Source organism: Enterobacter cloacae complex sp. 382A5 (genome assembly GCF_050031095.1).
GTDB lineage: Bacteria > Pseudomonadota > Gammaproteobacteria > Enterobacterales > Enterobacteriaceae > Enterobacter > Enterobacter cloacae.
The window spans coordinates 4122474-4137393 of record NZ_JBLGVK010000001.1; the positions used below are offsets into that span (position 1 = coordinate 4122474).

Sequence of the window (14920 nt, forward strand, 5' to 3'; positions counted from 1 at the left end):
GTATAATCGCCACTTTCCGGCAGCACATTGTTTTAATGCTCAAGTGTTACGCTCTGTTTCAATAATATTTTGAGCATATGCACAAACCACTGGGCGCTGATGCACAGAATCAGCCATTACTGGTTCGGGAGCGATCGCGATCACATTCTCACGCTCTGTCTCCTGACATGCTCTATTTTCGCAAGCTGCGTTTTTATTTTTGCCATAAGAAAATTGGCTGTATTTATTATCAGATTCTTTGCTGGAGAATATTGAACAATGGCCGACATTGAAATTCGACAAGCGTTGCCGACGGCGTTCTATATAAAAGTTCACGACACGGATAATGTGGCAATTATTGTGAACGACAATGGCTTAAAAGCCGGAACCCGCTTCCCGGATGGCCTGGAGCTGATTGAACATATTCCGCAGGGGCATAAAGTGGCGCTGGTGGATATCCCGGCTCAGGGTGAAATCGTGCGTTATGGTGAAGTCATTGGCTATGCCGTCCGTGCCATTCCGCAAGGCAGCTGGATTGATGAGTCTCTGGTTGAGCTGCCAGAAGCCCCACCGTTGAACACCCTGCCGCTGGCGACCCGCGTCCCGGAGCCGCTGCCACCGCTGGAAGGGTACACCTTTGAAGGCTATCGCAACGCAGACGGCAGCGTTGGAACCAAGAATCTGCTCGGCATTACCACCAGCGTTCACTGTGTGGCAGGCGTGGTGGATTATGTGGTGAAACTCATCGAGCGCGATCTGCTGCCAAAGTACCCGAACGTTGATGGCGTGGTGGGGCTGAATCACCTTTACGGCTGCGGCGTGGCGATCAATGCCCCTGCTGCCGTGGTGCCAATCCGAACTATCCACAATATCGCCCTGAACCCGAACTTTGGTGGCGAAGTGATGGTGATAGGCCTGGGTTGTGAAAAGCTACAGCCTGAGCGCCTGCTGCAGGGCACCGAGGATCTAAAAGCCATTCCGGCCGATGAGGCCAGCATTGTACGTCTGCAGGACGAACACCACGTTGGTTTCCGTTCGATGGTTGACGATATCCTTCAGGTTGCAGAGCGTCATCTGGCTAAACTCAATACGCGTCAACGTGAGACCTGCCCGGCTTCCGAGCTGGTGATTGGTACACAATGTGGCGGCAGCGATGCGTTTTCCGGCGTGACCGCCAACCCGGCGGTGGGTTATGCCTCCGACCTGTTTGTTCGCTGCGGGGCCACGGTGATGTTCTCTGAAGTGACAGAAGTGCGAGATGCCATCCATCTACTCACGCCGCGCGCCATCAACGAAGAGGTGGGCAAACGCCTGCTCGAAGAGATGGCCTGGTATGATAACTACCTCAATATGGGAAAAACCGACCGCAGCGCCAACCCCTCTCCGGGGAACAAAAAAGGGGGCCTGGCGAACGTGGTGGAAAAAGCGCTCGGCTCTATCGCCAAATCCGGTCAAAGTGCCATTGTAGAAGTCCTCTCGCCGGGCCAGCGTCCAACGAAACGCGGCCTGATCTACGCGGCAACCCCGGCCAGTGACTTTGTTTGCGGCACCCAGCAGGTGGCTTCCGGCATTACGGTGCAGGTCTTTACCACCGGACGCGGTACGCCGTACGGCCTGATGGCGGTGCCTGTGATTAAAATGGCCACCCGCACTGAGCTGGCTAACCGCTGGTATGACTTAATGGACATTAACGCAGGCACCATCGCCACCGGGGAAGAGAGCATAGAAGAGGTAGGCTGGAAGCTGTTCCACTTTATTCTGGATGTGGCGAGCGGCAGGAAGAAAACCTTCTCGGACCAGTGGGGGCTGCATAATCAGCTGGCGGTGTTTAACCCGGCACCGGTGACGTGAGTTTACTGTAAAACCTCCCATAGCATGGCTTCGGCCATGCTTTTTTTTGCTTTCGATTCTTTCGCATTCTTACCTTTCATTTCGATTCTTTCATTTTTAAGATACCAATCACAAAAAAACATTCCGAAACCCTATATTGTCTTTCGCATATACAAAACGAAAGGTTTCGGAGGAAAGATGTATATCATCTCGTCGAAAGCGATGCTGATAAAGGCACAGCGTGAAGGTTACGCTGTTCCGGCATTCAATATTCATAATCTCGAAACGCTGCAGGTGGTCGTCGAAACGGCCTCTGAGATGCGAGCTCCCCTGATCGTCGCGGGTACGCCCGGTACGTTTAGCTATGCCGGAACCGGGAACGTGGTCGCCATCGCCAGCGATCTGGCCAAAACGTACAACCAGCCACTGGCGATCCACCTCGATCATCACGAAGATTTCGACGATATCGCGCAGAAAGTACAGAGCGGGATCCGCTCTGCAATGATCGACGGATCTCATCATCCGTTCAGTGAAAATGTGGCGCTGGTAAAGAGAGTGACGGACTACTGCCACCGCTACGACGTTAGCGTGGAGGCCGAACTTGGGCGTTTGGGTGGTCAGGAAGATGACCTGGTCGTCGACAGTAAAGATGCGCTTTACACCAACCCACAACAGGCGCGTGAGTTTGTTGAACTCACGGGTATCGACTCGCTGGCTGTTGCCATCGGCACTGCGCACGGTCTGTACAAAGCCACGCCAAAGCTCGATTTCGAGCGCCTGGCAGAGATCCGTAATCAGGTTGATATTCCGCTGGTACTGCACGGTGCCTCAGGATTGTCGACAGAAGATATCCGTAAGGCAATTAGCCTCGGGATCTGCAAAGTCAATGTCGCCACAGAACTCAAAATCGCCTTCTCAAACGCGCTGAAAACCTATCTCGCTTCACATCCCGATGCCAGCGATCCGCGTCATTACATGGTACCAGCCAAAAGTGCCATGCAAGAGGTGGTACGCAAGGTGATTATCGATTGTGGTTGTGAAGGAAAACTCTAACGTCCTGACCCGGAGGAATTGTGAAAGATATTATTGCTCGCCATAAGGCGGGAGAACACCTCGGTATTTGTTCTGTCTGTTCAGCTCACCCGCTGGTCATCGAAGCTGCACTGCGGTTTGATTTGAACACCAACAATAAAGTGCTGATTGAGGCCACTTCGAATCAGGTGAATCAGTTTGGTGGCTATACCGGCATGACTCCTGCCCATTTTCGCGATTTTGTATTGAACATTGCCAAACACGTTGGTTTTCCACGAGAGCGCCTGATTCTTGGAGGGGATCACCTGGGGCCTAACTGCTGGCAAAACGAACCGGCGGAAGCCGCGATGGATAAATCCGTTGAGCTGATCAAAGCCTATGTCGCTGCCGGATTTACCAAGATCCATCTGGACGCATCCATGTCCTGCGCCGACGACGCCATCCCGCTAGCGCCAGTGGTGGTAGCACAGCGCGCTGCGCGGCTGTGTAAAGCAGCTGAAGAGACGGCTACGGAGGAACAAAAGGCGGCACTGACCTACGTCATTGGTACTGAAGTTCCCGTACCAGGTGGAGAAACCAGCAGTATTAACAGCGTGCATGTTACCCGTGTCGAAGATGCTGCACAGACGCTGGACACCCATCGCGCAGCCTTTAGCGAGCTCGGTCTGGAAGACGCCATGACGCGCGTGATTGCTATCGTGGTGCAACCAGGCGTGGAGTTCGACCATACCCAAATTATTCACTATCAGCCCCATGCGGCAGAGGCGCTTTCCGGCTGGATCCGCCAGACACCGATGGTCTACGAGGCGCATTCGACCGATTACCAGACCCGCCAGGCCTATCGCGCCCTGGTACGCGATCACTTCGCGATTCTGAAAGTTGGCCCGGCGCTCACTTTTGCCCTGCGTGAAGCCATCTTTGCCCTTGCGCAAATGGAGAAAGAACTTATCGCTCCTGAGCAGCGCAGCCACGTGCTGGCGGTGATCGACGAGGTGATGCTGAACGAGCCGGACTACTGGAAAAAGTACTACCGCCCGACCTGGAGCCAGGCGATGGTGGATATTCATTTCAGCTTGTCTGACCGCATTCGCTACTACTGGCCGCATCCGCGTATCCGTCAGGGTGTGGAGAAATTACTCGCCAACCTGAGTAACACCCCACTGCCACTTGGGCTGATCAGCCAGTTTATGCCCGTTCAGTTCGAACGATTGTCGATGAATGAGATCGTTGCAACACCGCAAAATCTCATCATCGACAAAATACAGGATGTATTACGCGCCTATCGATTTGGCTGTACCCCTGAATACGTCTGATGCCCGGAGAGTCTATGAGTCACGTTTTTGTCCGTACCGGAATTGAGTTTGAAAATAGCCAGCTTGCGCTGGCACATATTGGCGAGGAGATGCTGGCGAAAGGGGTTGTGCATGCCACTTACCCAGCCGCACTTCTCGAAAGGGAGCTCAACTACCCCACCGGCATTACCCTCGAACGCCATGCGGTTGCGATCCCGCATTGTGAAGCGGTACATGCCAAAAGCCCTGCGATTTACCTGATTCGCCCGGACAAACCGGTGAATTTTCAGCAGGCAGATGATGATGGAGAGGTCGCGGTTTCACTCATTATCGCGTTAATTGTTGAAAACCCTACGGCGCAAATAAAACTGCTGCGCCGTCTTTTCAGCGAGCTACAAAACCCGGACACGCTGGACATGTTGCTGGCTACGCCAGCCGATCGCCTGGCCGAGCAATTCCGGGAGACTATCCTTGAGCCTGCCTCCTGTGCACAGGCTTCATAACATACTGATAATAAAAAGGAGTACCCTATGAAACGTAAAGTTATTGTTGCCTGTGGTGGTGCCGTAGCCACCTCAACCATGGCGGCTGAAGAGATCAAAGAACTGTGTGAAGCCCACAACATAACGCTGGATCTGGTTCAGTGTCGGGTGACCGAAATTGAAACCTATATGGACGGTGCAGACCTGATCTGCACCACGGCAAAAGTCGACAGATCTTTTGGTGACATTCCGGTAGTTCATGGGATGCCGTTTGTATCAGGCGTCGGTATCGAAGCCCTGCAACAAAAAATCCTTACTATCCTCGAGGGGTAAGATCATGTTTACCGAAATCATGCGGTATATCCTCGACCTCGGTCCCACCGTCATGCTGCCCATCGTCATTATTATCTTCTCTAAACTTCTGGGGATGAAACTGGGCGATTGCTTCAAGTCCGGCCTGCATATCGGCATCGGCTTCGTGGGAATTGGGCTGGTCATTGGCCTGATGCTCGACTCCATTGGCCCTGCAGCCAAAGCGATGGCGGAACAATTCCAGATTAACCTGCACGTGGTGGACATCGGCTGGCCAGGTTCTTCCCCCATGACCTGGGCTTCCCAAATCGCACTGGTGGCGATCCCGGTAGCCATTGGGGTCAATGTCATCATGCTGGTCACCCGTATGACCCGTGTAGTGAATGTGGATATCTGGAACATCTGGCATATGACATTCACCGGGGCAATGCTGCACCTGGCCACTGGCTCTTACTGGCTGGGGATCCTTGGCGTGGTGGTTCACGCGGCCTTTGTCTACAAGCTGGGGGACTGGTTTGCCAAAGACACGCGAGACTTCTTCGGTCTGGAGGGAATTGCCATTCCTCACGGCTCGTCGGCGTATCTCGGTCCTGTCGCGGTGCTGGTCGATACGATTATCAACCACATTCCAGGTCTGAAGCAGATCCACTTTAGCGCCGACGATGTACAGAAACGCTTTGGTCCGTTTGGCGAGCCCGTCACCGTCGGTTTTGTCATGGGGCTGGTCATCGGCATGCTGGCAGGATACGACGCGAAATCCGTTCTGCAACTGGCGGTGAAAACCGCTGCGGTGATGCTGCTGATGCCGCGTGTCATCAAGCCGATTATGGACGGCCTGACGCCAATTGCTAAACACGCCCGCAAACGCCTGCAGGCCAAATTTGGTGGTCAGGAATTCTTAATTGGTCTTGATCCCGCGCTGCTGCTGGGCCATACGTCAGTGGTCTCCGCCAGTCTCATTTTCATCCCATTAACAATTCTGATTGCGGTACTGGTGCCGGGTAACCAGGTGCTGCCTTTCGGCGACCTTGCGACTATCGGCTTCTTCGTGGCAATGGCGGTCGCGGTTCATCAGGGTAATCTGTTCCGTACTCTCATCTCCGGCGTCATCATAATGGGTATCACATTGTGGATCGCCACACAGACCATCGGCCTGCACACCCTGCTTGCACAGAACGCGGGGGCGTTAAAAGCAGGTGGGCTTGTGGCATCCATGGATCAGGGCGGTTCGCCGATCACCTGGCTGCTCATTCAGCTCTTTACCTGGCAAAACGTGGTGGGATTCATCGTGATTGGTGCGATCTATTTTACTGGCGTACTGCTCACCTGGCGACGTGCCCGGGCGTTTACGGCGGCGGAGAAAAACGCCGATAACCCGCAAAGCCAGACGGTATCTTAATATCCGGGGAGCCATGCTCCCCTTCTTTTTCTGGAGTGAATCATGAAATCAGTGGTAATTCACGCTGAGGGCAACGTGCGCGTTGAAGAACGCCCGGTCCCTCAAATACAGGATGCGGATGATGTTCTGGTACGCATCGTTTGCTCAGGATTATGCGGCTCAGACATCCCGCGTATTTTTGCCAAAGGGGCGCACTACTACCCGATCACCCTGGGCCACGAATTTAGCGGACACGTCGAAGCCTGTGGTGCAGATATAAAGGATCTCCAGGCCGGAGATCCTGTAGCCTGCATTCCACTCCTGCCCTGTTTTTCCTGCCCGGAGTGTGAAAAAGGCTACTACTCGCTGTGTAATAAGTACCAGTTTGTCGGCTCACGCAGTGACGGTGGCAATGCAGAATATATTGTCGTGAAGCGCGCGAACCTGTTCCGCCTGCCAGCAGAGATGGCGATCGAAGACGGGGCATTTATCGAGCCTATCACCGTAGGGCTGCACGCGTTCCATCTGGCTTCGGGCTGCAAAGATAAAAATGTCATTATCGTCGGTGCAGGGACGATCGGTCTGCTGGCGATGCAGTGCGCGCTGGCACTGGGGGCAAAGAGCGTGACTGCAATTGATATCAACGACGATAAACTCGCCCTGGCGACAACCTTGGGCGCGACCCAGGTGTTCAACAGCCGGACCCTGAGCACCGATGACATTCTCAACGCGCTGAAGGACAACCGGTTTGATCAACTCGTGCTGGAAACCGCTGGAACACCACAAACTGTCTCGCTTGCCATTGATATTGCCGGTCCTCACGCCCAGGTGGCGCTGGTCGGTACATTACATCATGACCTGAATTTACCTGCCGCAACCTTTGGCAAAATATTGCGTAAGGAGCTGACGCTTCTGGGTAGTTGGATGAACTACTCAGCACCATGGCCAGGGGAAGAGTGGGAAACGGCAGTCCGCCTGCTCACCGGGAAAAAACTGCAACTGGAGCCACTCATTGCCCATACCGGCGACAGTGAGAGCTTCGCCCAGGCCGTGCAGGCTCTGAACGGCGCACCGATGCAGGGCAAAATTATGCTGCGTTTCGCCTAATCCCTCGAGCCAGCAACCTGAGCTGGCTCACATTTACTTTCGAATATTGCCTTACACCTTTCGCATACCTTCGATTAGAATAGGGACAATTAATTATCAGGCAATTCAATATGAACTCATTTGAGCGAAGGAACAAAATCGTTGACCTCGTCAACGCTCAGGGCAGCGTGATGGTGCAGGATCTATCAAATCTGTTTGGCATCTCTGAAGTGACCATTCGAAACGACCTGCGTCTGCTGGAAGAAAAAGGGCTGGTCACGCGCTTCCATGGGGGCGCCGCAAAGCCGGGCAGTAACCTGGCTGAAAGTGAGAATCAGGAAGTCGTACTGGAGGAACGCTACCAGCTGGCAAGCGATCCGAAAAAACGTATTGCTCAGGCCGCCGCCGCCCTGATCGAAGAAGGGATGACGGTTATTTTAGACAGCGGCAGTACCACTATGCTGATAGCCGAAGCGCTGGTGAGGAAAGCCAATATTACCGTTATCACCAACAGCTTGCCCGCTGCGTTTGCTCTTTCGGAAAATAAAGATATTACGCTGGTGGTTTGCGGCGGCACGGTACGCCATAAAACGCACTCCATGCACGGAACCATTGCCGAGCGTTCGCTTGCAGGTATTAGCGCGGATTTAATGTTTGTTGGGGCTGACGGCATTGATGCCACAAACGGTATCACCACCTTCAATGAAGGCTACTCCATCAGCAGCGTGATGGCCGCAGCCGCCCATAAAGTGATTGCCGTACTGGATGCCAGCAAGTTTAATCGTCGCGGGTTCAATCAGGTGCTGCCGATGGAGAAGATTGACTGTGTGATTACGGATGATGGGATCGGAAAACACGATAAAGACTTGCTGAGCAAAACGGGCACTGAGATCATTACGGTTTAGCGAAAGACGCAGATCGCCGGTTGGCCTGCGCAATTTTCTTTTCCGACATTTATTCCGACACTCTGGATTTTGTAGGCCGGGCAAGCGCAGCGACGCCCGGCAAAAACAGGCGAAGTATGACTTACTCCCCCTGCTGCTCCAGCGCATATTTATAGAGCGCATTCTTCTTCACGCCGTGAATTTCTGCCGCCAGTGCTGCCGCTTTCTTAAGCGGCAATTCAGCCTGTAGCAGTGCCAGAGTACGCAGCGCATCGGCAGGCAGTGCGTCCTCCTCCGCTTTATGCCCTTCGACAATCAGCACCATCTCACCCTTGCGACGGTTTTCGTCCTCTTTTACCCACGCCAGCAGTTCGCCGACCGGCGCGCCGTGAATGGTTTCCCAGGTTTTGGTCAGCTCGCGCGCCAGCACCACGTAGCGGCTCTCTCCCCAGACGGTCACCATATCTTCCAGGCTTTCCAGCAGGCGATGAGTGGATTCGTAGAAAATCAGCGTACGCGGTTCAGCTTCCAGCTCTTTTAACACGTCACGGCGGCCTTTGGATTTGGCGGGCAGGAAACCTTCATAGCAGAAACGATCGGACGGCAGGCCCGCTGCGCTCAACGCAGCAATCGCAGCACACGGTCCTGGCAGAGGGACCACCCGGATCCCGGCTTCACGGCAGGTACGCACCAGATGGTAGCCCGGGTCGTTAATCAGCGGCGTACCGGCGTCAGAGACGAGCGCAATGTTCTGCCCCTCTTTGAGCTTCGCCACCAGCGTTTCTGCTTTTTGCTGCTCATTATGATCGTGCAGGGCGAAGAGACGAGCGTTAATCGCAAAGTGTTGCAGCAATAAACCGGTATGCCGGGTATCTTCAGCAGCAATTAAATCAACAGCTTGCAATACGGTCAGCGCACGTTGGGTAATATCAGACAAATTCCCGATAGGAGTAGGTACAATATAAAGCTGGCCTTGAGAATTCTCTGCCGTTTCGTGTTGTTTCATTGTTTCGTCCGTATTGCCGATTTAATATTGAGCATTGCGTAAAAAAAATCACTGGATACAGTATGGTACCGTTAACGTTTCTTCGAAAAAAAGCCACGCGCAGCGTGCCGCTTCTGCTGGCAGCCCTGATCTTTGCAGGCTGTGGCACCCAGGCACCTGACCAGAGCACGGCCCATCTGCAGGGATCCGCTCAGGCTGATTCTGGCTTTTATCTGCAACAAATGTCGCAAAGCTCAAATGATACCAGGATCAACTGGCAATTACTCGCCATTCGTGCACTGCTGAAAGAGGGCAAAACCCAGCAGGCCGCCGAACTGTTCAACCAGCTTCCGCACGAGCTTAACGATGCCCAGCGTCTTGAGCAGAGCCTGCTCTCTGCCGAGCTGAAAGTCGCGCTGAAAGATTATGCCGCCGCGAAAAAGATCCTTGGCGACATCGACGTAAGCGCACTGGATAAAAATCAGCAGGCCCGTTTCTGGCAGGCGGGGATTACCGCTGAGCAGGGACGTCCTTCCCTGACGCTGCTGCGGGCGCTGATCGCCCAGGAGCCGCTGCTCGGCGGTGCGGACAAGCAGAAAAATATCGATGCCACCTGGCAGGCGCTCGCCTCAATGACCCAGGAACAGGCGCAGGCGCTGGTCATCAATGCTGATGAAAACGTGTTGCAGGGGTGGCTGGATCTGCAACAGATGTGGTTTAACAACCGCAGCGATCCAAACATGCTGAAAGCCGGTATTACCGACTGGCAAACGCGCTACCCACAAAACCCGGGCGCGAAAATGCTGCCGACACAGCTGGTGAACGTGCAGAACTTTAAGCCTGCCTCCACCAGCAAAATCGCCCTGCTTCTGCCGTTAAACGGCCAGGCGGCGGTATTTGGCCGCACCATTCAACAAGGTTTTGAAGCGGCGAAGAACGGTACCACGCCAGTGACCGGCAGTGCAGTTCCGGCGCAGGCAGCTCAGGCGGCAAACGTGAACGACGTTGTCAGCCCTTCCGCCGCGGAAACCAGCGACCTGACCACAGCACAAACGCCGCCGCAGGGGACGATGCAGAACCCGGTGACGGCACCGACTACACCTGCGGCCTCAGCACCCGCGCCTGCGACTCCGGTAGAGACACAATCCGCACCGGCGACGGAGCCTGCGACAGAGGAGCAACCTCAACCGCAGACCACTGAGCCCGCAGCACAACCTGCCGCTCAGCCTGCCGCCCAGCCACAGGCCGTAGCTACCACCAGCGCTAACCCGGCCGCTGAGCTGAAAATCTACGACACCAGTTCTCAGCCGCTCGATCAGGTTCTGGCGCAGGTGCAACAGGACGGTGCCAGCATCGTTGTGGGTCCGCTGCTGAAAAACAACGTCGAAGAGTTGATGAAGAGCAACACTGCGCTGAACGTGCTGGCGCTCAACCAGCCTGAACAGGTTCAGAACCGCGCCAATATCTGCTATTTCGCCCTCTCTCCGGAAGATGAAGCCCGCGATGCGGCGCGTCATATTCACGAGCAAGGGAAACAGTCTCCGCTGCTGCTGATCCCTCGCAGTACGCTGGGCGATCGCGTCGCCAACGCCTTTGCCGAAGAGTGGCAGAAGCTGGGCGGCGGCATCGTGCTGCAGCAGAAATTCGGCTCCGTCTCTGAACTGCGCGCGGGCGTTAACGGCGGCGCGGGTATTGCGCTTAACGGCAGCCCGGTGAGTGCAAGCCTGCCACAGCAGCAGAGCGTGACGATTGGCGGTCTGACCATCCCTGCCCCACCTACCGACGCGCAGATTAGCGGTGGCGGTAAAGTGGATGCGGCCTATATTGTCGCTACGCCGCAAGAGATTGCCTTCATCAAGCCGATGATCGCCATGCGTAACGGCAGCCAGAGCGGCGCCACGCTCTACGCCAGCTCTCGCAGCGCACAAGGCACCGCAGGCCCGGATTTCCGCCTGGAGATGGACGGCCTGCAATACAGCGAAATTCCGATGCTGGCGGGCAGCAATCCGGCCCTGATGCAGCAGGCGCTGAGCGCAGTCCGTAACGACTACTCGCTGGCGCGTCTGTACGCGATGGGCGTCGATGCCTGGACGCTGGCGAACCACTTTACCCAAATGCGTCAGGTGCCGGGCTTTGAGCTAAACGGCAATACCGGCGATCTGACGGCCACTCAGGATTGCGTGATTAACAGGAAGTTATCATGGCTCAAATACCAGCAGGGACAAATCGTCCCGGCCAGTTAAGCCGTAAAGAGACCGGCGACGCCTGGGAATTAAAAGCGCGTCGCTGGCTTGAGAGCAAAGGACTGCGCTTTATCGCCGCTAACGTTCGCGGACGTGGCGGCGAAATCGATCTGATCATGAAAGAGGGTCAGGTCATTGTGTTTGTGGAAGTACGCTACCGACAGTCTTCCCGTTTTGGCGGTGCTGCCGCCAGCGTGACGCCCACCAAACAACATAAATTATTACAGACTGCCCACTTGTGGCTTGCCCGCCATAATGGGAGTTTTGATACTGTGGATTGCCGGTTCGATGTGTTAGCCTTCACCGGAAACGAGATCGAATGGCTGAAAAACGCTTTTGGCGAAGACGCATAATTAAGATTTAAAAGGGATAACGTGCTCGAAAGAATTAAAGTGTGCTTCACAGAAAGCATTCAGACTCAGATTGCCGCGGCAGAAGCCCTCCCTGACGCAATCTCTCGCGCCGCCATGACGCTGGTGCAGTCCCTGCTCAATGGCAACAAAATCCTCTGTTGTGGCAATGGCACGTCCGCTGCCAACGCACAGCATTTTGCTGCCAGTATGATCAATCGTTTTGAAACAGAACGCCCCAGTTTACCTGCCATTGCACTTAATACCGATAATGTGGTCTTAACAGCGATTGCTAACGATCGTCTGCATGACGAGATTTACGCTAAGCAGGTGCGTGCCCTGGGCCATGCGGGCGATGTGCTGCTGGCCATCTCCACGCGCGGCAATAGCCGTGACATTGTCAAAGCCGTCGAAGCCGCCGTTACCCGCGATATGACTATCGTTGCCTTAACCGGCTATGACGGGGGCGAGCTGGCGGGCCTGCTGGGGCCGCAGGATGTGGAAATCCGCATTCCGTCTCACCGTAGCGCACGCATTCAGGAGATGCATATGCTCACGGTGAACTGCTTATGTGATTTGATCGATAACACGCTTTTCCCTCACCAGGATGATTAAGGAGTTCTCATGAAGGCTTTATCGACCCTCGCAGTCCTTATGTCTGCATTACTGCTGCAGGGATGTATCGCTGCGGCTGTTGTGGGTACCGCTGCCGTCGGCACCAAAGCAGCGACCGATCCGCGCACCGTTGGCACCCAGGTAGATGACGGTACTCTGGAGCTGCGCGTTAACAGTGCGCTGTCGAAAGACGAACAAATCAAGAAAGAAGCGCGGATCAACGTGACGGCTTACCAGGGCAAAGTGCTGCTGACAGGCCAGGCGCCAAATAGCGAACTCTCCAGCCGCGCGAAACAGATCGCGATGGGCGTAGAGGGCACTGCGGAAGTCTTCAACGAAGTCCGTCAGGGGCAGCCAATCAGCCTTGGTACCGCCTCCAATGACACGTGGATCACCACCAAAGTCCGTTCCCAGCTGCTGGGTTCAGACCAGGTGAAATCATCCAACGTGAAAGTGACGACCGAAAACGGCGAAGTGTTCCTGCTGGGTCTGGTTACCGACCGTGAAGGGAAAGCGGCGGCCGATATCGCCAGCCGGGTGAGCGGCGTGAAACACGTCACCACCGCATTTACCTACATTAAGTAATTCCCACCTGACTGTAAGCCCGGTGCGTGCTCGCGCCACCGGGCTTTTTTCACAGAAGCGCAATACTCCCCACAATCACCCCACTCAACGCCACCAGCCCTGCGGTGAGCCACAGCGCTTTCGCCGGGAATGACTTACGCAGCATGATAAGCGACGGCAGGCTGATGGCAGGCAAGGTAATGAGCAACGCCAGTGCCGGTGCGGTGCCCATGCCGGCCAACATCATGGTCTGAACAATCGGAATTTCAGCCGCCGTTGGGATCACAAACAGACAACCGGCAACGGCCATCGCAATGACCCACATCAGGGTATTGTCGATGGCGCCGTCGGCATGCGGGAATAGCCAGACGCGTGCGGCCCCGAGCACCAGCACCGCCAGGATATACACAGGAATGGTGCTCCAGAAAAGCTGCCACAGTGCATTCCCCCAGCGCGCAAAGAAGCTTCCCTGTGGCTCGCTGACATCAAGCTCAATGGCGGCCGGTTCAACGGCGTTATCTTTCACCCATTTCTGCACCAGCGTTGCCACCACCAGCACCGTCAGCAGACCGGCCACCAGGCGGATAAAGGCGAAATGCCAACCCAGCACAAAGCCCATAAACACCAGCGTTGCCGGGTTTAACAGCGGGTTGCCCATCCAGAACGCCAGCGCACCGCCCATAGAGACTCGCTGACGGCGCATACCGGCGGCGACAGGCGCGGCACAGCACGAACACATCATGCCCGGCAGGGAGAAAATGGTCCCCAGCAGGGTGCCCTGAAAGCGTGGCTGCCCCAGGGTTTTCACCAGCCAGTGACGCGGGATAAGCACCTGAATCAACGAGCCCAGAATGACGCCTAATACGGCGGCTTTCCAGACGGCAAGGAAATAGACCATGGCATAATCCCACGCCGCGCGAAGCGGGCTGGAATCAGCCTGAGCGAGAATAGATTTACCGATGCTGTGCGTTTCGGCGGCAGTGAAGGCTTTACCGTAGTACGGCTGCCATTTCACATACCAGAGGCCGATAATGACCACGAGAAAGAAGAGCGCGGGCTTCCACCATTGGACAGGTGTTGCCGCCTGAGATGAAGACTGACCAGTCATAGCATTCCCCGGAGAGTGTTATTTAATTAGCCGGGGGGAGTTTACGCCTCGCCCTGCGCGATTTCACGCAGTTTCGCCGAAGGGATGATATTCACTCCCTCCTGCGATGGTGACAGCCCCTCTTTTAACATCGCACGCGCCACATCGCGCGCCTCGATGGATTTCCAGTTACCAGGGAGAATGCGGAACAACGGGGCAAACATCGACTCGTTAAAACGACGCTCGTCGCGATGCCCCAGCAGCATGGAGGGACGGACTATTGTCAACCGCTCCCACTTCTGGGCAATCAGGGCCTCTTCCATCTCGCCCTTCACCTTGCTGTAAAAGAACGGCGAACGGGCGCTGGCGCCCAGCGAGCTGACCACCACAAAATGGGTGGCACCCAGCTTTTTCGCCGTTAGCGCCGTATCGACCACCAGCGTATAGTCAGCATGAACAAACGCCTCTTTACTGCCCGCCTCACGCCGCGTTGTCCCGAGGCAGCAAAAGGCGATATCGATGGGATCCTGCACCTGCGCCAGTGCGTCGGTCAGCTGTGGATCGTGAGGATTAAAGACGCCAGAGATGTCCGCCAGCGGTCGACGTGTCGGGGCCGCAATGTAGTTCACCCTGCGATCCTGGATCAGCAGCCGCAGCAGATGATCGCCCACCAGCCCGGTTGCCCCCGTAATCAGTACCTGACTCATTTCATCCCCTTTACAGAATAGTCCGTTTGCGAACTCAGCATGGTCAACCACACTTAGAAGTCTGTTACCGGTAAGTATTTACCACAAACGGGAA

General features: G+C 55.3%; 15 protein-coding genes. 12 read left to right on the forward strand and 3 right to left on the reverse strand.

Features of this window, described 5'->3' with window-relative positions; translation table 11 throughout:
• Positions 1–258 precede the first annotated feature (258 nt).
• The 8 genes from garD (at position 259) to ACQG2G_RS19465 (ending at position 8296) form a co-directional block, all read left to right on the forward strand.
• A complete protein-coding gene (gene garD / locus ACQG2G_RS19430; protein WP_061771565.1) occupies positions 259–1830 on the forward strand; it encodes a galactarate dehydratase in 1572 nt (523 codons plus the stop codon).
• Positions 1831–2007: 177 nt separating this feature from the next.
• Entirely contained in the window at positions 2008–2862 is an 855-nt protein-coding gene (locus ACQG2G_RS19435; protein WP_061771564.1) for a tagatose bisphosphate family class II aldolase, read from the forward strand.
• 20 nt (positions 2863–2882) lie between these two features.
• The gene (gene gatZ, locus ACQG2G_RS19440; protein WP_061771563.1) at positions 2883–4154 is read left to right on the forward strand and encodes a tagatose-bisphosphate aldolase subunit GatZ; all 1272 of its coding nucleotides are present in this window, start codon (positions 2883–2885) and stop codon (positions 4152–4154) included.
• A gap of 14 nt (positions 4155–4168) precedes the next feature.
• Positions 4169–4636 (forward strand): PTS galactitol transporter subunit IIA, encoded by a 468-nt coding sequence (gene gatA / locus ACQG2G_RS19445; RefSeq protein WP_020687324.1) that lies wholly within the window; start codon positions 4169–4171, stop codon positions 4634–4636.
• Between the two features lie 27 nt (positions 4637–4663).
• Positions 4664–4948: a PTS galactitol transporter subunit IIB gene (gene gatB, locus ACQG2G_RS19450; RefSeq protein ID WP_058651412.1), complete on the forward strand. Its 285-nt coding sequence runs from the start codon at positions 4664–4666 to the stop codon at positions 4946–4948.
• Between the two features lie 4 nt (positions 4949–4952).
• Positions 4953–6326, forward strand: coding sequence for a galactitol-specific PTS transporter subunit IIC (locus ACQG2G_RS19455; protein WP_020687326.1), 1374 nt, complete (start codon positions 4953–4955; stop codon positions 6324–6326).
• A 42-nt stretch (positions 6327–6368) separates the two neighbouring features.
• Positions 6369–7412, forward strand: coding sequence for a galactitol-1-phosphate 5-dehydrogenase (gene gatD, locus ACQG2G_RS19460; RefSeq protein ID WP_020687327.1), 1044 nt, complete (start codon positions 6369–6371; stop codon positions 7410–7412).
• Between the two features lie 110 nt (positions 7413–7522).
• Positions 7523–8296, forward strand: a complete 774-nt coding sequence (locus tag ACQG2G_RS19465; RefSeq protein ID WP_061771402.1) for a DeoR/GlpR family DNA-binding transcription regulator — start codon at positions 7523–7525, stop codon at positions 8294–8296.
• Positions 8297–8417: 121 nt separating this feature from the next.
• Here the strand turns inward: ACQG2G_RS19465 and rsmI are convergent, their stop codons facing one another.
• On the reverse strand, positions 8418–9281 hold the full coding sequence (gene rsmI / locus ACQG2G_RS19470) for a 16S rRNA (cytidine(1402)-2'-O)-methyltransferase (RefSeq protein ID WP_013098896.1): 864 nt from the start codon (positions 9279–9281) through the stop codon (positions 8418–8420).
• A gap of 62 nt (positions 9282–9343) precedes the next feature.
• Here rsmI and ACQG2G_RS19475 point away from each other — a divergent pair, with 62 nt between their 5' ends.
• The 4 genes from ACQG2G_RS19475 to dolP are packed head-to-tail and all read left to right on the forward strand — an operon-like array spanning position 9344 to position 13053.
• On the forward strand, positions 9344–11503 hold the full coding sequence (locus ACQG2G_RS19475) for a penicillin-binding protein activator (RefSeq protein WP_040021951.1): 2160 nt from the start codon (positions 9344–9346) through the stop codon (positions 11501–11503).
• Positions 11461–11856 (forward strand): YraN family protein, encoded by a 396-nt coding sequence (locus ACQG2G_RS19480; protein WP_061771401.1) that lies wholly within the window; start codon positions 11461–11463, stop codon positions 11854–11856. Before ACQG2G_RS19475 ends, ACQG2G_RS19480 begins: the two co-directional genes overlap by 43 nt.
• A gap of 21 nt (positions 11857–11877) precedes the next feature.
• Positions 11878–12468, forward strand: a complete 591-nt coding sequence (gene diaA, locus ACQG2G_RS19485) for a DnaA initiator-associating protein DiaA (protein WP_003861754.1) — start codon at positions 11878–11880, stop codon at positions 12466–12468.
• Between the two features lie 9 nt (positions 12469–12477).
• Complete coding sequence (gene dolP / locus ACQG2G_RS19490) at positions 12478–13053, forward strand: division/outer membrane stress-associated lipid-binding lipoprotein (protein WP_013098899.1); 576 nt, start codon at positions 12478–12480, stop codon at positions 13051–13053.
• A gap of 49 nt (positions 13054–13102) precedes the next feature.
• On the opposite strand, the gene ACQG2G_RS19495 is transcribed toward dolP, so the two are convergent.
• Entirely contained in the window at positions 13103–14140 is a 1038-nt protein-coding gene (locus tag ACQG2G_RS19495) for a permease (protein WP_050859754.1), read from the reverse strand.
• Positions 14141–14181: 41 nt separating this feature from the next.
• Complete coding sequence (locus ACQG2G_RS19500; protein WP_013098901.1) at positions 14182–14826, reverse strand: NAD(P)H-binding protein; 645 nt, start codon at positions 14824–14826, stop codon at positions 14182–14184.
• Positions 14827–14920: the final 94 nt, after the last annotated feature.